The organism is Flavihumibacter sp. UBA7668 (assembly GCF_002483205.1).
GTDB lineage: Bacteria > Bacteroidota > Bacteroidia > Chitinophagales > Chitinophagaceae > Flavihumibacter.
Window position 1 is genome coordinate 334,985 of the sequence record NZ_DLHM01000001.1, and the last position, 17,019, is coordinate 352,003.

General features: G+C 45.5%; 16 protein-coding genes. 6 read left to right on the forward strand and 10 right to left on the reverse strand.

Annotated features, from left to right (window positions below):
* The first annotated feature begins 11 nt into the window (after positions 1-11).
* Positions 12-899, forward strand: a complete 888-nt coding sequence (locus B2746_RS01465) for a hypothetical protein (RefSeq protein ID WP_290790155.1) — start codon at positions 12-14, stop codon at positions 897-899.
* A 133-nt stretch (positions 900-1,032) separates the two neighbouring features.
* Here the strand turns inward: B2746_RS01465 and B2746_RS01470 are convergent, their stop codons facing one another.
* Positions 1,033-1,674: a polysaccharide deacetylase family protein gene (locus tag B2746_RS01470; protein ID WP_290790158.1), complete on the reverse strand. Its 642-nt coding sequence runs from the start codon at positions 1,672-1,674 to the stop codon at positions 1,033-1,035.
* 54 nt (positions 1,675-1,728) lie between these two features.
* Here B2746_RS01470 and gltX point away from each other — a divergent pair, with 54 nt between their 5' ends.
* Positions 1,729-3,258 (forward strand): glutamate--tRNA ligase, encoded by a 1,530-nt coding sequence (gene gltX / locus B2746_RS01475; RefSeq protein WP_290790159.1) that lies wholly within the window; start codon positions 1,729-1,731, stop codon positions 3,256-3,258.
* 29 nt (positions 3,259-3,287) lie between these two features.
* Positions 3,288-3,995: a hypothetical protein gene (locus B2746_RS01480; RefSeq protein WP_290790162.1), complete on the forward strand. Its 708-nt coding sequence runs from the start codon at positions 3,288-3,290 to the stop codon at positions 3,993-3,995.
* 1 nt (position 3,996) lies between these two features.
* Here the strand turns inward: B2746_RS01480 and B2746_RS01485 are convergent, their stop codons facing one another.
* On the reverse strand, positions 3,997-4,986 hold the full coding sequence (locus B2746_RS01485; protein WP_290790164.1) for an aldo/keto reductase: 990 nt from the start codon (positions 4,984-4,986) through the stop codon (positions 3,997-3,999).
* 96 nt (positions 4,987-5,082) lie between these two features.
* On the opposite strand from B2746_RS01485, the gene B2746_RS01490 reads away from it, so the two are divergent.
* From B2746_RS01490 to fumC, 3 genes are all read left to right on the forward strand, one after another.
* Positions 5,083-5,499 (forward strand): cobalamin B12-binding domain-containing protein, encoded by a 417-nt coding sequence (locus B2746_RS01490; RefSeq protein ID WP_290790167.1) that lies wholly within the window; start codon positions 5,083-5,085, stop codon positions 5,497-5,499.
* A 66-nt stretch (positions 5,500-5,565) separates the two neighbouring features.
* Positions 5,566-6,348 (forward strand): enoyl-CoA hydratase/isomerase family protein, encoded by a 783-nt coding sequence (locus tag B2746_RS01495; protein WP_290790170.1) that lies wholly within the window; start codon positions 5,566-5,568, stop codon positions 6,346-6,348.
* Positions 6,349-6,390: 42 nt separating this feature from the next.
* Positions 6,391-7,788: a class II fumarate hydratase gene (gene fumC, locus B2746_RS01500; protein ID WP_290790173.1), complete on the forward strand. Its 1,398-nt coding sequence runs from the start codon at positions 6,391-6,393 to the stop codon at positions 7,786-7,788.
* A 303-nt stretch (positions 7,789-8,091) separates the two neighbouring features.
* On the opposite strand, the gene B2746_RS01505 is transcribed toward fumC, so the two are convergent.
* The 8 genes from B2746_RS01505 to B2746_RS01540 form a co-directional block, all read right to left on the reverse strand.
* The gene (locus B2746_RS01505; RefSeq protein WP_290790176.1) at positions 8,092-8,565 is read right to left on the reverse strand and encodes a hypothetical protein; all 474 of its coding nucleotides are present in this window, start codon (positions 8,563-8,565) and stop codon (positions 8,092-8,094) included.
* A gap of 13 nt (positions 8,566-8,578) precedes the next feature.
* The gene (locus B2746_RS01510; RefSeq protein WP_290790178.1) at positions 8,579-9,298 is read right to left on the reverse strand and encodes a lipoprotein signal peptidase; all 720 of its coding nucleotides are present in this window, start codon (positions 9,296-9,298) and stop codon (positions 8,579-8,581) included.
* Between the two features lie 41 nt (positions 9,299-9,339).
* On the reverse strand, positions 9,340-11,814 hold the full coding sequence (locus B2746_RS01515) for a bifunctional UDP-N-acetylmuramoyl-tripeptide:D-alanyl-D-alanine ligase/alanine racemase (protein WP_290790181.1): 2,475 nt from the start codon (positions 11,812-11,814) through the stop codon (positions 9,340-9,342).
* Positions 11,815-11,816: 2 nt separating this feature from the next.
* Positions 11,817-12,776, reverse strand: a complete 960-nt coding sequence (locus B2746_RS01520; protein ID WP_290790184.1) for a TerC/Alx family metal homeostasis membrane protein — start codon at positions 12,774-12,776, stop codon at positions 11,817-11,819.
* A gap of 6 nt (positions 12,777-12,782) precedes the next feature.
* Positions 12,783-14,489: a gliding motility-associated ABC transporter substrate-binding protein GldG gene (gene gldG, locus B2746_RS01525; protein WP_290790186.1), complete on the reverse strand. Its 1,707-nt coding sequence runs from the start codon at positions 14,487-14,489 to the stop codon at positions 12,783-12,785.
* Complete coding sequence (gene gldF, locus B2746_RS01530; protein ID WP_290790189.1) at positions 14,486-15,217, reverse strand: gliding motility-associated ABC transporter permease subunit GldF; 732 nt, start codon at positions 15,215-15,217, stop codon at positions 14,486-14,488. The genes gldG and gldF overlap by 4 nt, the downstream gene beginning before the upstream one ends.
* Before the next feature lie 227 nt (positions 15,218-15,444).
* Positions 15,445-15,777: a HesB/IscA family protein gene (locus B2746_RS01535; protein WP_290790192.1), complete on the reverse strand. Its 333-nt coding sequence runs from the start codon at positions 15,775-15,777 to the stop codon at positions 15,445-15,447.
* Between the two features lie 21 nt (positions 15,778-15,798).
* Entirely contained in the window at positions 15,799-16,962 is a 1,164-nt protein-coding gene (locus B2746_RS01540; protein WP_290790196.1) for a cysteine desulfurase family protein, read from the reverse strand.
* Between the last annotated feature and the right edge of the window lie 57 nt (positions 16,963-17,019).

The following is a 17,019-nucleotide window of genomic DNA, read 5'->3' on the forward strand; positions in this document are numbered from 1 at the left end:
AATCACCTTTTATGAAAATGAACCACCCAAAAAAACACCTCTTTTTATTAGCCTCAACAGCCCTGATCATCGGCTTCTCCAGCTGTTCAAAAAACAAGGAAGAAACCCAGATGGATCGCGATCCCGAACTTACCCAGGCTACCGTTGAAGCCGAAGCCGAAGGAGAACTGCTATACGATGATGTCTTCAACAACGTGATGGGCGCGGATCAAAGCGTAGCCATCGGCGGTACCGGCGTTTTTCAGTCGGCCGGCAGCGATCTGCCGGGTCCCCTTCAACCTGCCTGCTTTACCATCACCCTTACCAAAACCGGCGATGGCTTCCCGATTACCGTTACGGTTGATTTCGGTTCAACCGGCTGTCTGGGTCGCGATGGCCGCACCCGCAAAGGCTCCTTCAGCACGGTCTATACCGGCCATATGATCCTGCCGGGAAGCAAGGCTACCACTTCTTTCTCCAATTATTACGTAAATGGGGTAAAGGTGGAAGGCACCCATACCGTTGAAAACAAGAGCTCCGCCAACCAATGGGCTTTTGAAACCAGGGTAATAGATGGAAAACTCAGCCGCGAAAACGGTAACCAGATTAACTGGAACCGCACCCGCACTTTTACGATGATCGACGGATCCGGTACTCCTTATGTTCCTACCGACGATACCTTCGAGATTACCAGCAATGGAACCGGCTCTATAACTATTGGAGATAAAACCGGTACCTGGACCAGCACCACCACCCAACCGCTGGAAAAAGCATTCAGCTGCCGCTGGATCAGTGCAGGCACCCAGGAAATCCAACGGGTAAACGGCCGAAAAGCAAGCCTGGACTTCGGAAACGGCGAATGCGACAATAAAGCCACCATCACGGTAAATGGGGTTTCCCGAGAAATTACTTTGAAGTAATTAAAAATTTAATTTACCTTTAAATCAGTTTTCATAGGGTACGGATTAAAAACGGGCCAGGGTTTCTACCCAGGCCCAACTCTTTTTTAGGGGGTCCCCATTTTTCTCAGATATTTTTTTAGTGCATTTATTCTCAATTGTTTGTTACCCCAGTACCCATATTAAGTGTCTCAAATGTGTATCCGGCTCCACTTGCTTCCTCCAAAAATTTAGGTAAACAATACTGCATGCCGGACTTCGCTTTTTCACTGTCATGAAACACAATAATCGATCCCGGTTGATAGTTTTTTTGCACTAATTCCCAGCAATCTGATGGACTTAGTTGGGTATCAAAGTCAGCACTCAATAAACTCCACATTATGATCTCATAACCCGCTTCCCTAAGTGCTTTTCCCTGAAAGCGGGTGAGCTTGCCATAAGGCGGACGAAAGAGTTTACTGTCAATGTATTTTCCGGCTTCGAGAATATCGTTGAAATAGGCTGCTGTATTGGTTTTCCAGCCATTCAGATGATGCATGGTATGATTCCCTGTTCGATGTCCTTCAGCTAATATCCGTTGGTATATTTCAGGATATTGCGCCACATTTTTTCCAATGCAAAAAAAGCTTGCTTTCGCGTTGTAACGTTTCAATTCATCCAATACCCAGGGGGTGATTTCCGGATGCGGTCCATCATCAAAACTTAAGTAGATTTTTTTCTCTTTACTTTTTACTGACCAGATCCAATTCGGATACAGTGTTCGTAAAATTTTATTCCCTTTCGCCCAATAGATCATGACACGAAAATAATCAATACGCACGCAACAATACCCGACTTATCTTTGCGGCCTATGGCAACAAAAGTTCGTGTTCGTTTTGCTCCGAGTCCCACTGGCGGATTACACCTGGGTGGTGTTCGTACGGTCCTGTTTAATTATCTGTTTGCCCGCCATCACGGGGGCGATTTCGTTCTCCGGATCGAAGACACCGACAATACCCGATTTGTTGAAGGTGCGGAAGACTATATTATGGAAACCCTTCGCTGGTGTGGTATGGAGCCCGATGAGAGTCCGGCTGCGGGTGGTCCTTTTGCCCCCTATCGCCAAAGTGAGCGGAAAGCCAATTACCTCCAGTATGCAGAAAAGCTGGTGGCTGACGGTCATGCCTATTATGCTTTTGACACGCCGGAAGAGCTGGAAGAAATGAGGAATACTTTCAAATCAGCGGAAAATCCATCGCCCCAGTATGATCATAAGCTGCGTATGAAAATGCGCAACTCACTGAGTCTGGGGGAAGAAGAAGTTAGCCGACTGATTTCCGAAGGCGTTCCTTATGTGATTCGTATAAAAATGCCCGATAATCAAACCATTGGTTTCACCGATATGATCCGGGGTGAGGTCAATTTCTCTACCTCTACCGTCGATGATAAAGTATTATTGAAAAAAGATGGCATGCCTACTTATCACCTGGCGGTAGTGGTGGATGATTATCTCATGAAAATCACCCATGCTTTCCGTGGTGAAGAATGGTTACCAAGCGCCCCTGTTCATTTATTGCTCTGGAACTATTTGGGCTGGAGCGATGCCATGCCACAATGGGCACATCTTCCACTTATACTAAAACCCGATGGAAACGGGAAACTCAGCAAGCGCGATGGTGATCGCTTAGGTTTTCCCGTTTTTGCCATGAACTGGACCGATCCGCGTTCCAATGAATTCACGCAGGGTTTTCGCGAAAGAGGATTTCTTCCCGAAGCCTTCGTGAATATGCTGGCCATGCTCGGCTGGAATGATGGAACCGGTAAAGAGATTTTTTCCATGCAGGAACTGATCGCTTCCTTTGATATGAGCCGGGTGCATAAGGGCGGTGCCAAATTTGATTTTGAAAAAGCCAAATGGTTCAACCATGAATGGATTAAAGCATCCTCTGCAGCGCGTTTGCTGCCCGATGTAAAAAATAGTTTGACTTCAGCCGGCATCTCGGTTACAGATGATCGTTATCTGGCAACAGTTATTGATATGGTGAAGGAACGTTGTACGCTTTTGCCTGATTTTGTGGAGCAGTCGGGTTTCTTTTTTAATGCGCCTGCATCTCCTGATATGGAGCCGGTGAAAGCAAAATGGAACCTGGACAAAAATTTATTCTTTACTGATTTGCCCGGTGTATTGGAAGCCTTGCCAGATTGGAATGCAGTTGCTGTTGAAACCGCATTTAAAGAAATGGCGGTTGCCCGTGCCATCAAGGTGGGAGAATTGCAATTGCCCTTCCGGCTCATGCTGGTGGGTGGCAAATTTGGTCCGGCTGTTTTTGATATTGCGGCAACTATTGGTAAGGATGAAGTCATCGCGCGAATTAAAAAAGGTCTGGAATCACTTGCATAACTAAATTTCGTACTGTATTTTTCCCGATTATGAGAACATTGATCCCCTTATCCCGTTTATGGAAGCTTTCGCTTGTATTTTTTGCAGCTATTACGGTAATTTCCTGTCAGAAAGAAATTAATCCGCTGGAGGAAGATGGCACTTTACCTGGAGAAGAAGTGGTTGTACCAGCCAGTGATTCGTATATGCCTTATACCAAAGGTTCAACATGGAAGTATACAGATAGTGTAACAGGTTTTATTTTTGTTTTGCAGGCATCTGATGATCATAAAACAGTTAATGGAATTTCCTATAATAAGTATGAAGTAATTGAAGGTACCAGCGAAGGGGACTTATGGTATGGAAAACTAAAAAACGATTACTACCTCCTTATGGAAGCGGGTAGTTTAAGTGGGATTTCTGCAGATATAAATATGCTCTTTTTGAATGATAAGGAAGCCGCTGGCTTTACCTGGACCAAAGATGCCGGATCAGCAAATGGATTTCCTGCAAGGATCAAAGGTCAGATAATAGAAAAAGGCATTACCAAAACAATTGAAGGCAAAACATTTAAAGACATCATTCATACAACTGTTTCATTGGAATATAATATGCTGGGACAATGGATGTCAGTTGGAATTTATACATTTTATTGTGCAAAAGGTATTGGTCTGGTTAAGCTGGATAGTGGATTAGATGCACTCGGGCAGGTACGTCTTTTGCAATCATCAAGGTTAATAGAATACTCTATAAAATAACTCATCCCAATGCCTTCATTTCCTGCACCAGTGGGAGCCAGGATGTGCTAAATAAATTTTCGAGCAACAGGCGATCGGTATCATCCAGTTGAATAATTCCACTGGTATTTTCGATCGCCTGTTCTTTTGTACGAATACCGGGAATAACCGTACTAATGCCAGGCTGACTAAGAATAAAACTCATAGCCAGTCCGGTTTTGGTGGTTTGGTATGTTTGAACAAGTGGCCAGATTTTTTCTTCCAGAATTTGCAAGGATGATTGCATCAGTTCCTCATTTAAACGAAAACTGCGATGATCGTTTTGCGCGAACTGTTGATTTCGTTTAAACTTCCCGGTTAGTAGTCCAAATTGCAGTGGCATACGGGCGATGATTCCATAGTTAGTTGCTGCTCTTTTAATGAGCGGTAATGCCAGTTGATTGATTAGATTATAGACCAGCTGAAACCCATCGCCCTTATTCAGGTTCCATAAATAATCGGCTTCCGGTTCTGGTTCAAAAGTATTTAGGGAGAGTCCCCAATACCTGATTTTTCCCTCCTTCTTTAATTGTTCCATTGCTTCGATGCAGGCTTCGGTTTCAAAATGGGCGAGTCGGGCAGAATGCAATTGATAGTAATCAATTGTGTCTCTTTTTAATCTTCGTAAACTTTCTTCCACTGCATTTACAATATATCCTTTCGAATAATCCAATACGATTTTATCGCCTATAGCACGATGCCCAACCTTGGTGGCGATGATCATTTCTTTATTCTTCCCAATAGTTTCACCAAGCAATTTTTCGGAATGCCCCAGTCCATAAAAATCAGCCGTATCAAAAAAGTTGATGCCCTGATCCATTGCCTGGTGAATGGCCAGTTTTGAGGTGGTATCATCCGCAGGTCCCCATCCAATGGGCGTGCTGCCCACCATAGCATCCCCTCCAATGGCCCAGGCACCAAACCCGATTTCACTGACCCGCAATTCCGTTTTCCCAAACATTCTGTACTTCATCTCTCCAAACTACAACTTTTCCTTCACCCGCCGGGTGCACCCGACCGGTGCCACCCGGCGGGTGAAGGGGTGTTTTGCCTATCTTTACCGGGCCATATGAATACCATCAATCGTCCCATACGTATACTGGTTGCCAAGGTTGGTCTGGATGGACATGACCGAGGCGCTAAAGTAATCGCCACTGCCCTGCGGGATGCTGGCATGGAAGTCATTTATACCGGGCTTCGTCAGAGTCCGGAAATGGTGGTGAATGCCGCCTTGCAGGAGGATGTGGATGCCATTGGCGTAAGTATCCTCAGTGGCGCCCATATGACGGTTTTTCCCAAGCTGATTGCTCTGATGAAAGAACGCGAAATGAATGATGTGCTGCTCACCGGCGGAGGCATCATTCCCGAAGATGATATGCAGCAGCTCCAGGCATTGGGCGTGGGCAATCTCTTCCCGCCAGGCACCAACACATCCGAAATCGCGAAATACATCACCAGCTGGGTAAAAGAACACCGCAACTTTTAACTCCTTTCACCGGTCGGGTGGCACCCGACCGGTGCCACCCGACCGGTGAAAAAAAATAGACACACCATGCAATTGACTAGCCTAACAACCCATTTGAACGAAGGGATTTTAACCATCACTATCAACCGGCCGGATAAGCTGAATGCCCTGAACAAAACGGTTATCGAAGAACTCCACACCATTTTGGACTCTTTTTCCAAGCACCCCGAAATGAAAGCCGCCATCATTACCGGTGCCGGTCCAAAAAGTTTTGTTGCCGGAGCAGATATAGCAGAATTCCTGGAACTGGACGCTGCAGGAGGCGCCGCCCTTGCTGCCAAAGGACAGGAACTCGTTTTCTCTAAAATAGAAGCATCGCATAAACCAATTATAGCAGCCGTTAATGGCTTTGCTCTTGGCGGTGGTTGCGAACTCGCCATGGCCTGTCATTTCCGAATCGCCGCAGAGAATGCCCGGTTCGGCCAGCCGGAAGTCAACCTCGGACTGATCCCCGGTTATGGTGGCACCCAGCGCCTCACCCAACTTATCGGCAAAGGCAAAGCAATGGAACTGATGATGACCGGCGCCATGATCAACGCAGCAGAAGCCCTGCAACTCGGCCTAATCAACTATGTAACTCCCGCTGAAGAACTCCTCCCCAAAGCAAACAGCCTGTTGCAGACAATCATTCAAAAAGCCCCGCTTGCCATCGCAGAAATCATCCGGCTCACCAATATCGCAGCCATTGGAGACACAAACGGCCTGCAGGAAGAAATCAACGCATTTGGCCGACTCTTCGATACCGCTGACGCCAAAGAAGGCGCCACTGCTTTTCTTGAAAAAAGAACCCCGGTTTTTAAAGGAAACTAACCAGTGCCGTTAACTTTGCGGCCAATTAAATACTATCGCCATATGGACTATAGAATTGAAAAAGATACGATGGGTGAAGTGAAAGTGCCCGTGGATGCCTATTATGGTGCCCAAACCCAACGCAGTATTGAAAATTTCAAAATTGCGCAGGACACCAACAAAATGCCCAAAGAAATTATCCAGGCATTTGCCTATCTGAAAAAAGCTGCCGCAATTACCAATTTCGAAGCCGGCGTTCTTCCCAAAGAAAAATCAGACCTTATCGGAAAGGTTTGCGATGAAATTCTCGATGGCAAACTGGATGCTTATTTCCCACTGGTAGTTTGGCAAACCGGTTCCGGCACCCAGAGCAATATGAACGTAAATGAAGTGGTCGCTTACCGCGGACATGTGCTCAATGGCGGACAACTCAGCGACAAAGAAAAATTCCTGCATCCCAATGACGATGTAAACAAATCGCAATCCTCCAACGATACCTTTCCTACGGCCATGCATATTGCGGCATATCGGATTCTGCTGGAAGTAACCATTCCGGGAATAGAAAAGCTGCGCAATACCCTTGCTGAAAAAAGCAAAAAATACATGGAAGTGGTGAAGATCGGTCGCACCCATTTCATGGATGCCACCCCCCTCACAGTTGGACAGGAATTCAGCGGTTATGTATCACAACTGGATCATGGATTGAGAGCCATCAAAAACACCCTCGCCCACCTGAGTGAACTCGCATTGGGAGGAACCGCTGTTGGAACCGGTATCAATACACCTCCGAACTACTCAGAAAATGTAGCTCATCATATTGCCAAGTTAACGGGATTGCCCTTCATCACTGCCGAGAATAAATTCGAAGCCCTGGCTGCCCATGATGCCATCGTTGAAGCACATGGTGCATTAAAAACAGTAGCGGTTAGCCTGATGAAAATCGCCAATGATATCCGCATGCTTTCCAGCGGTCCGCGTTCCGGAATCGGCGAATTATTTATTCCGGATAATGAACCCGGCTCTTCCATCATGCCCGGCAAAGTGAATCCCACCCAATGTGAAGCACTCACCATGATTGCTGCGCAGGTAATGGGGAACGATGTAGCCATCAATATCGGAGGTGCCACCGGTCATTTTGAACTGAATGTATTCAAACCCATGATGATCTTCAATTTCCTGCACAGTGCCCGGCTGATTGGCGAAGGTTGTGTCAGCTTCAATGATAAATGTGCTGTCGGGATTGAACCCATAGAAGCCAATATCAAAAAGCATGTGGACAATTCCCTGATGCTGGTTACCGCCCTCAACACCAAAATTGGTTACTACAAAGCCGCAGAAATTGCGCAAACCGCTCATAAAGAAGGAACTACGCTGAAAGAAATGGCCATCAAGCTGGGTTATCTGACTGCTGAAGAATTTGATCAGTGGGTGGTGCCGGCGGAGATGGTCGGCCGGAAATAAGAACTTTGAAGTGGGAAGCAGGAAGTGGAAGTCCAAAAATCTAAAATCTTACTTCTTACATCTCACATCTACAATATTTTCTTTCCCGGGGCCGTTTTACCCTTATTAAATCGAAGCAACCAACATAAAATTTTCTCATGTTCTGTTTTGGTCCGTTCCCTAGTATTGATTTGACGACCAATATCCACTGAAAAACCAAGAGGCTTGGTTAAAAGGAAATGTTGTCAATTTCGAATATAGGGTTTAGCGTCCCTCCTTTTCTGGGAGGGACTATTTTTTTATCCGCCTGGAAAGGTATTTTTTCTAACGTAATGCCGAGAACCGGCCATTTGTAATGGTAAGAGGAGCCCCGGATTCCGAATCATTAACCGTACCGGAAAATGTTCCTACTACTTTTTCTGCTGTTAACTCCGTAACCACCAATTTAAAATTTTGCTGAATCGGACTCGATGTAAAAACTGCTTCATTATCCTCCACATATACTATGCTCGCAAATGGAGAAAAATAGTCGCCCACCTGCAAATCCAATCCGCCAAAACTAAGATACAATTGTCCCCGGCCATCCGGAGTTAACCCATCCATTGATAATAATTGAACGCCGGAAAAGTCCTCCACGTATGATGTGTCGATCAAGCCACTATATTCCGTACTACCCAGATTAAATCTCCAGGTATTATCCTGGCTGATGGCGGTAGTTTTTTCAACACTGGATTCCTTGGTACATGCCGAAAACAATACAGCCATCAGCAATCCAAGTACTATAAGTCCCTTTTTCATAGTCGTTTTTCTTTTAAGAAACCTGCACATCGTCATTAACGCGGGTGCTGGTTTCAATGGGTCGTTTTTTATTCTGATCTTCCTTTCCCATAAATTTATTCTGGAAAAGAAGAAGGGCAATTACACCAACTGAAATCGAAGCGTCCGCTATATTAAATACCGGACTAAAAAACTCAAACTCCTCTCCCCCTAGATAGGGAAACCATTCGGGATAGGTTGTCCGGATAATCGGGAAATAAAACATATCCACCACTTTCCCGTGCAAAAACCCGGCATATCCCTGTTCCGGAAAGATCTTTGCTACTGAAGTGTAGGTACTTTCCTCAAAAATCAACCCATAGAAAAGGCTGTCGATCAGGTTCCCCAGTGCCCCCGCAAAAATCAATCCCACACAAACTATAAAACCGGGATGTTGCTGCTTCCTCAATATACTGCGAATGTACCAGACCCCAAATACCACCGCCACCATGCGGAACAGGGTTAACGCAATTTTACCGAAATCGCCCCCGAATTTCCAACCCCAGGCCATGCCTTCATTCTCCACAAAATACAATTGAGCCCATTCTGCTTTTTCGCCAAAAAGCCGGATTCCCCGGTCATAGGGGGTCAAGGGCTGGTGACTGGCATCCCAGTGATAACTCAACGGCATCGAGGTTTTCACCCAGATTTTCAGGGCCTGATCCGCTACCAATATCAACAATATCAATACAATTAAATTCCTGGCTTTTAACATATGCTCTAAGTAAAACAACAAAGATAACCGTTGGACTCGTTTTATTCCTGGTAATAAATTCTTTTTACACGTTGTGAAATCCCCGTCAGGATTTCATAGGGGATGGTTCCCGCCCATTCCGCCACTTTAGCCACCGGCAATCCTTTTCCAAATACAGTAACGGGATCGCCCTCCCGAATATTGGATATACCGCTAATATCTATCATGGTCATATCCATACAAACAGACCCGATGGTTGGCACCAGCTTCCCCTTCAACAGCAACCAGCCTGCCCCATTCCCCAAAGATCTCGGATAGCCATCCGCATATCCCAACCGAATCGTTGCAATGGTCGTTGGCCGAATAATTTTACCTCTCCTGCCATACCCAACTGATTCGCCCGGCTGCAATTCTTTTATCTGGGCGATTGTTGTGACCAGGGTCGAAACCTCCTCCAGCGGACTGTTCGCCCCCATTGCCGCATCAAATCCATACAACCCGATTCCCAGTCGCACCATCTCAAACTGCCATTGGGGGTGTCGGAAAATCCCTGACGTGTTTTCAATATGCCGAAGAAACGGATACGCTATTACAGCTTTCAATGCTTCCGTGAACTCCATAAAACGATTCACCTGTTCGCCCGTAAACGCATCAAAGGAGGGATCCTCACTTGCGGCCAGATGACTGAATACTGATTGAATTTTACAATTGGTATGCGGAATATGTTCAATAAGGAAGGGCAGTTCAGACAGTGAAAAACCCAATCGGTTCATACCGGTTTCCACTTCCAGATGCACCGGGTATTGCGGTATCCCTTCCTGCCGGATAAATGCATCAAAAGCACGAAACAGACTAACTGAATACAATACCGGTTCCAGGTTATGTTCCACCAATGCATCGAAACCCGTGGGAGCCACATTCATCACCATTATGGGTAAATGGATGCCGGCTTTTCGAAGTGCAACCCCTTCATCTGTATATGCCACGGCCAGATAATCCACTCCATGAAACTGAAGGAGGTTCGCAATTTCATAACTGCCACTGCCATAGGAAAATGCTTTCACCATGGCCATCAATCGCGTTCCTTTATGCAAACGTTGCTGGTACCATTTCAGGTTTTGCAACATGGCATTCAGATTGATCTCCATAACCGTCTGGTGTACCTGCTTTTCCAGTTGAGCAGAAATTCGTTCAAACTGAAAACGACGCGCACCTTTCACCAGAATGGTTTCATCTCTAAAATTCAGTTCATCCCAATGCTGCAGTAACAGATCAGTTGCTTCAAAAAACTGCAGTTCCTGAATTCCGTGCGACCGGAAAATTTCTTTATGTGCCGCTATGACGGTACCCACACCAACAAGCCTGCTTACGCCATGGTGCTGCAATAAAGCAGCCACCCGCTCATACAACTCCTCCGCTTTCCATCCGGTTTCCGGAATATCGGAAAGCAACACCGTTTTCTTCTCATGCTGCTGTTGCTGCGATAAAAAATCCAATGCTATAACCAGTGAACTGATATCGGCCGAATAACTATCATTGATTATGGAACACTGATTGATTCCTTCTTTCAATTCCAACCGCATGGAGATGCCATGTAACAGCGCGATGCGTTGTTGAATCACCGAAATTTCCAATCCCAATGCCCCCATCACCAGGGCGGCTGTCAATGCATTCTCTACAGCCGCTTCATTAACAAAGGGAATGTCTAACCGAAATTCTTTATCCTGAAAAACCAGGTTCAGCAGGGTTGCATCTTCTTTTTTTAGGGCAGATACAATACGCAGATCCGCCTCCGGATGCTGTCCCCATCTCAGTAGCTGCTGCCCTTCTTTCAGTTGCCCTTCTATATAGGAATTGATCCAGTCTTCCTGATAATGTGAAATAATAAGCTTACAATTGAGAAAGAGTTTCCATTTCTCTTCCAGTTTATCTTGCATCGACGCAAACCCTTCACTATGTGCCAAACCAAGATTGGTAAAAATTCCGATAGTTGGTTGAAGAATTTGTTGCAGTTTATCCATCTCCCCATTTCGTGAAATGCCGGCTTCAAAAATCGCGAGCTGGTGGCCCTCATTCATCAGCCACACACTAAGAGGCACACCAATTTGAGAATTATAACTACGGGGACTCCGAACAATACTGAAATCCGGTTCCAGCAATTGGTTCAACCATTCTTTTACGATTGTTTTCCCATTGCTACCCGTTATCGCAAGCAGGGGAATACTAAATCTGGAGCGATGATAGGCCGCCAGCACCTGTAAGGCCTGAATGGTATCCGGCACCAACAGCAGGTTGGCATCCGGATAAGAAGCTGCCTGAATTTCTTCACTGATCAGAAAATTCCGAACACCCTGCTGATACAAAGCGGAAATAAACTGGTGACCATTTCTGCTGTCTGAAACCAGTGCAAAAAAAAGCGTGGTTTCCGGAAAAAGCAGTTTTCGGCTATCATTTAATAAATGCTGTATAGTGCTGTTCTCTGCCCTTTGCAACCAACGGGCAGCTGTGATTTCAGCAATATCAGCAATGCGGTACATGTTTAGCTGGGTTCTGAGTCGGTGGTTGCAGTATCCTGCAACGCTTTTTTGTTCGCCACCATTATAGAATATACAATGGAAGCCCCTATACAAAATACAATCACCAGCAGCGATACATACACCGGCAGCTTAATATCAAAAAATTCAATCAGCATTTTAACGCCGATGAAAACCAATACCACCGCAATTCCCTGTTGGAGGTAGGAGAATTTATTCACGGCACCTTTCAGGAGGAAAAACAGGGAACGTAACCCCAATACAGCAAAAATATTGGAGGTATAAACCACCATGCGATCCTGTGAAATGGCGAATACAGCAGGAATTGAATCCAGTGCAAAAATAATATCGGTGGTCGCCAGCATTATCACAACTACAAACATGCTGGTATAATACCGTTTACCATCTTTCCGGATCGTGTATTTACCACCACCATCATGCGCAACAAGGGGAAGAATCCGTTGCAGGAATTTATATACGGCATTCTCTGACATATCGGTTTCTTCATCGTGTTTGGCAGAAAACATTTTGATACCGGTATATAATAAGAGGGCTCCAAATACATATAGCAGCCAATGGAACCGTTCTATCAGAACAATACCCACGGATATAAAGATGATGCGGAAAACGATGGCGAGGACAATGCCGATCAGCAATACCCTCGGAACATAATCTGTTTTAACACCAAAAAAAGTAAAGATGAGGATGAATACAAAGATATTATCAATACTGAGCGACCATTCCATCAGGTAAGCACTCAGGTATTCCAATGCAGGTTTCTGTCCATCTTCAAACCATACAAATACAAAAAAAGCAAGCGCCAGTGAGACCCAGAAAATGGTTTGTCCCAATGCCTTTTTGATGGTGATCTCGGTTGATTTTTTACTCATCAATCCCAGGTCAAAAACCAGGGCGAGTACTACAACTACTCCAAATACTAAATACGTAATCTGTTCAGGTGTCATGTATATTTATTTGTGCTGAAAACGACGCTTTCGGATGAATTGAAAAAGCCATCCAAATACCACCATCAGCAGTACGGGTAAGGCGATATTAATAAATTGCCAGTTGGTCTTACTCTCTTCCAGTTTTTTCTGATCAAGTAAGCGGAGACTGAAATCTTTCGAACGTGTTTCCATAATTCCAGATTCATCCACGAGGTATTCGATGGCGTTCTGGATAAAATCACGGTTCGCAAATTGAAATTTGGTATAGGGATTCATGCCCATTGGCATCGGCCCTTCATTTTGTGTTACTGCATTGAGCGCAATATCGCCATCCGCAATAACAATCATTTTATTTTCCGGTGATTGGGCATTCATGGTTTGACCAAGTGATGCAATCAATTCTCTTTGTTCCGTATTCAGTCGGTTGGCATAAAGTGAGGTGAATTGTCCCTCCAGCAAAACCGCCACCGGTACTGCTGATTTGTTGAAGGTATTAAAATCGGCTTCTGACTGCACGGAATTCCAGCTTACTTTAGCCGGTGTTTCGAGTGTACGTGCCTGTTGTGAACTTGCCAGCAGGATGGTTTTACGAATTCCTTTCGCCTCCACCGTATCAATGGTATTGGGAAATTGGGTTAATACATAGTCCAGATTTTTTGCAATCGGATGACCACTGTAATTGGATAAAAGCGGATTGTAAAACCAGGGTAATAATTCAATCTGCGGTTTGCCACCCACTGAACCGATAACCGAAGGCATTTTATCAGCGTTCAGATCCTGCAATAAATCCTGGTTGATTCGAACTCCATAACGGAATAGCTGATCATCCAGTTCGAGTCCGCGATCAAAGGCAATAAATTCATTTTGCGTTCTTTGCAGACTATCCATTTCTGCATAAAGCTTATCAATCATCCAGAGCAGCTTTCCCCCCTGCATTACGTACTGGTCGAGTTTGATTTTCTGTTCATCACTGAAAGCCAGGGTTGGTTTGGTAATGATGAGCGCATCAAAGACGGGCGGAATCAAGGGAACACTATCGATCGGTAAAATGCGGAAGGCATAATTTTTTCGTAACACATTTTCGATAAGATCCACCACCTGGTCGGTTAGAGGCTGTCCATTTCCTACGAGGTATCCGATCAGCGGCACCGTATCCTGATTCAATTGTTTGATGGCATTGGCAAATTTAAATTCCAGCAATGCTTCTGCTGTGTTGAGCGATTCCAATCCGCCGCTTGCACTCACCCCCTGCAATAAATCAATGGCGGTTGTTCTGCCTTTCAGGCTGATCACAGCACCTGGAAAAACCAATCGTTCTTCCTGTCCCTCACCTTCCTTTGTTTGCGCTTTGATATTGGTTGGATTCAAACCGAGTTGTGAGAGTGAATCATATAGGAAGGCTTTGGCTGTATCATTCAATCCATCTCCCGGTTTAATGAACTGAAAACGCAGGTTGGATTTGCCAACAGCTTTGAATTCCCGAAGCAGGTCGTTGGTACTGGCGGCTAGTTTTTTGAACCCGGCGGGCATATCGCCATTGAGTAAGACATCGATCTGAACCGGTTCATCCAGGCTGGTCAGTAATTTTCGGGTGGGGGCAGATAGGGTATACCTGCCTTCTGCGGTGAGGTCCATCCGCATCGGCATTTGCTCAGCAAGCCAGTTGATTGCCAGCAGTAATAGCAACAGCAGGATCCAGTAATATTTGTTGGAGAAGATTGTTTTTTTCATACAGCCTGGTTCAGTGCAATTTTTCGGTTGGTGATCAAAAGGAAAAAAGCAAGGAGGCTGCCGAAATAAATAATATCCCGACTATCAATTACACCCCGGCTGATACTTTTATAATGAAAATCGATTCCGATTTTTTGCAGCAGGTAATCGGCTGATCCTTCCAGAGCCGGCAATTGGCTGAGGGCATCAAATCCGGTATATAAAATAAAACACATAAAGGCACTGAGTAAAAAAGCGATTACACTATTCGAGTTAAGGCTGCTGCACCAGGTTCCGATGGCGGTGAATACGGCAGCAAGTAAAAACAAACCGATATAGGAGCCGATGGTTGCCCCCCAGTCGATTCCCTGATCAACCGCCAGCGCTTCCACGCTGAAGGCATAAAGAATGGTTGGAAGCAGTGCAATCACTACGATGGTATAGGCACCCAGGAATTTTCCAACCACCAATTGGGTGGCGGTAAGCGGGCGGGTTGCCAGAATTTCAAAGGTTCCGGCTTTGAATTCATCGGCCCAGCTGCGCATGGTTACAGCTGGCACCAGGAATAAAAGAATCCAGGGAGCTAATTGAAAAAACTTATCCAGGCTTGCATATCCATAATCCAGGATACTGGAATCAGGGAATACAAAGAGGAACAAACCATTTAACAGCAGGAATACGACGATGGCAACCAGGCCCGTCAGACTTCCCAAAAACTGCCTGATTTCTTTTTTTGCGATCGACCACATATGGAGTAAAAATAAGGGGAATAAGGGGAATAGTCAATGGTGAATAAGTGAATGATGTGAATAGTCAATGGTCAATAAGTGAATGAGGTGAATAGTCAATGGTGAATAAGGTGAATTAAGTGAAAGGTAAGTGGTAAATTGGGCAAATATTCACTTTTTTCACTTCCTTCACCTTATTCACCATTGACTATTCACTATTCACCTTTCAACTTTCACCTTATCTCCTCCTACACCGCAAAGCTTTCGCCGCAGGCACAGGTTCTACTGGCATTCGGATTGCTGAAATAAAATCCTTTGCCATTTAGACCGTCAGAAAATTCCAGGGTAGTATTTACGAGGTAAAGGAAACTTTTAAGATCGGTTACCACTTTAATGCCATTATCTTCAAAAACCTGATCAGCAGGTTTACTTTCATTATCAAAGTCAAGTTTGTAACTGAGTCCCGAGCAACCGCCTCCAACTACGGATACCCGCAGGAAATAATCGCCGGTTTTCTTCACATCTGCTTCATCCAGCAGCTTCACAACCCGCTCTTTCGCTTTATCACTTACAAATAACATAATTGGTTTCTTTTAAAGGAATTATGCAAAATTACGACTATTTAGGTTGGGATGGAACAGCTCCAATACCTGCTCGATTTCGGCTTCGGTGGTGAAGCGGCCGAGGCCGAAACGGAGGGCGGAATAGGAGCGCTGATCCGGGAAACCCATCGCCTTCAGTACATAAGACGGTTCCAGGGTGGCAGAAGTACAGGCAGATCCTGCAGACAACGCAATTTTCTTGTTAAAATGCAGCAGCAGGCTATTGGAATCCCGATCAGGAAAGGAGAGATTAAGGGTATGAGGCAGCCGGTTGACCGGATGCCCGTTCAAAACTACACCGGGCAGGGATAATAATCCATCCTGTAAGCGGTTTCTTAATTGTTCCAGCCTTCCGGATTCTTCCGGCATTTCCTTTAAGCAAAGTTCCGCCGCTTTTCCAAGGCCTACAATACCCGGAACATTCAGAGTGCCCGATCGCACCCCCCGTTCATGTCCACCGCCATCCAGTTGAGGGGTCAATTTTACCCGGGGGTCTCTTCGCCGTACATAAACGGCTCCAACACCTTTGGGTCCATAGAATTTATGTGCGGAAAGGGTGAGCAGGTCGATGCCATCGCGCTGTACATCCACCGGTATTTTTCCAGCGGCCTGAGTGGCATCGGTAAAAAAAAGTACGCCGTGCTTTTTTGCGATCTGACCGATTTCTGCAATGGGCTGGAGCACACCGGTTTCGTTGTTGGCATACATGATGGCAAGCAGGATGGTATCGGTACGAATGGCTTTTTCCAGCTCCTGCAAATTGATGAGTCCGTTGGTATCTACCGGTAACCAGGTGATTTCTGCGCCTTTCTTTTCAAGGTGTTTACAGGTATCAATTACGGCTTTGTGCTCGGTTTCACAAGTGATTATATGGTTTCCTTTTCCGGAATACATTTCTGCAGCCCCTTTTATGGCCAGGTTCACTCCTTCTGTTGCGCCTGAAGTGAAGATGATTTCCTGGGGCACTGCACCAATCAGGCGGGCAACCCGTTCCCGGGACAGTTCCACGGCTTCGGCTGCGGCCCAGCCATAGGCATGGGTTCGGCTGGCGGCATTCCCAAAATGCTGTTGGTAATAAGGCAGAAATTCTTCCAATACCCGCGGATCAACCGGTGTGGTGGCATTGTTATCAAGATAAATGGGAAACTGAAGATTTGAACGCATACGTTAAGAACATAAAGTTAGCCCGATTCGTTGGGATGAAAGCTTTGCGGCATTTAT

Coding starts and splice junctions, on each gene's coding strand:
- B2746_RS01465 (WP_290790155.1), top strand. CDS start 12: ATGAAAATGAACCACCCAAAAAAACACCTCTTTTTATTAGCCTCAACA.
- B2746_RS01470 (WP_290790158.1), bottom strand. CDS start 1,674: ATGATCTATTGGGCGAAAGGGAATAAAATTTTACGAACACTGTATCCG.
- gltX (WP_290790159.1), top strand. CDS start 1,729: ATGGCAACAAAAGTTCGTGTTCGTTTTGCTCCGAGTCCCACTGGCGGA.
- B2746_RS01480 (WP_290790162.1), top strand. CDS start 3,288: ATGAGAACATTGATCCCCTTATCCCGTTTATGGAAGCTTTCGCTTGTA.
- B2746_RS01485 (WP_290790164.1), bottom strand. CDS start 4,986: ATGAAGTACAGAATGTTTGGGAAAACGGAATTGCGGGTCAGTGAAATC.
- B2746_RS01490 (WP_290790167.1), top strand. CDS start 5,083: ATGAATACCATCAATCGTCCCATACGTATACTGGTTGCCAAGGTTGGT.
- B2746_RS01495 (WP_290790170.1), top strand. CDS start 5,566: ATGCAATTGACTAGCCTAACAACCCATTTGAACGAAGGGATTTTAACC.
- fumC (WP_290790173.1), top strand. CDS start 6,391: ATGGACTATAGAATTGAAAAAGATACGATGGGTGAAGTGAAAGTGCCC.
- B2746_RS01505 (WP_290790176.1), bottom strand. CDS start 8,565: ATGAAAAAGGGACTTATAGTACTTGGATTGCTGATGGCTGTATTGTTT.
- B2746_RS01510 (WP_290790178.1), bottom strand. CDS start 9,298: ATGTTAAAAGCCAGGAATTTAATTGTATTGATATTGTTGATATTGGTA.
- B2746_RS01515 (WP_290790181.1), bottom strand. CDS start 11,814: ATGTACCGCATTGCTGATATTGCTGAAATCACAGCTGCCCGTTGGTTG.
- B2746_RS01520 (WP_290790184.1), bottom strand. CDS start 12,776: ATGACACCTGAACAGATTACGTATTTAGTATTTGGAGTAGTTGTAGTA.
- gldG (WP_290790186.1), bottom strand. CDS start 14,489: ATGAAAAAAACAATCTTCTCCAACAAATATTACTGGATCCTGCTGTTG.
- gldF (WP_290790189.1), bottom strand. CDS start 15,217: ATGTGGTCGATCGCAAAAAAAGAAATCAGGCAGTTTTTGGGAAGTCTG.
- B2746_RS01535 (WP_290790192.1), bottom strand. CDS start 15,777: ATGTTATTTGTAAGTGATAAAGCGAAAGAGCGGGTTGTGAAGCTGCTG.
- B2746_RS01540 (WP_290790196.1), bottom strand. CDS start 16,962: ATGCGTTCAAATCTTCAGTTTCCCATTTATCTTGATAACAATGCCACC.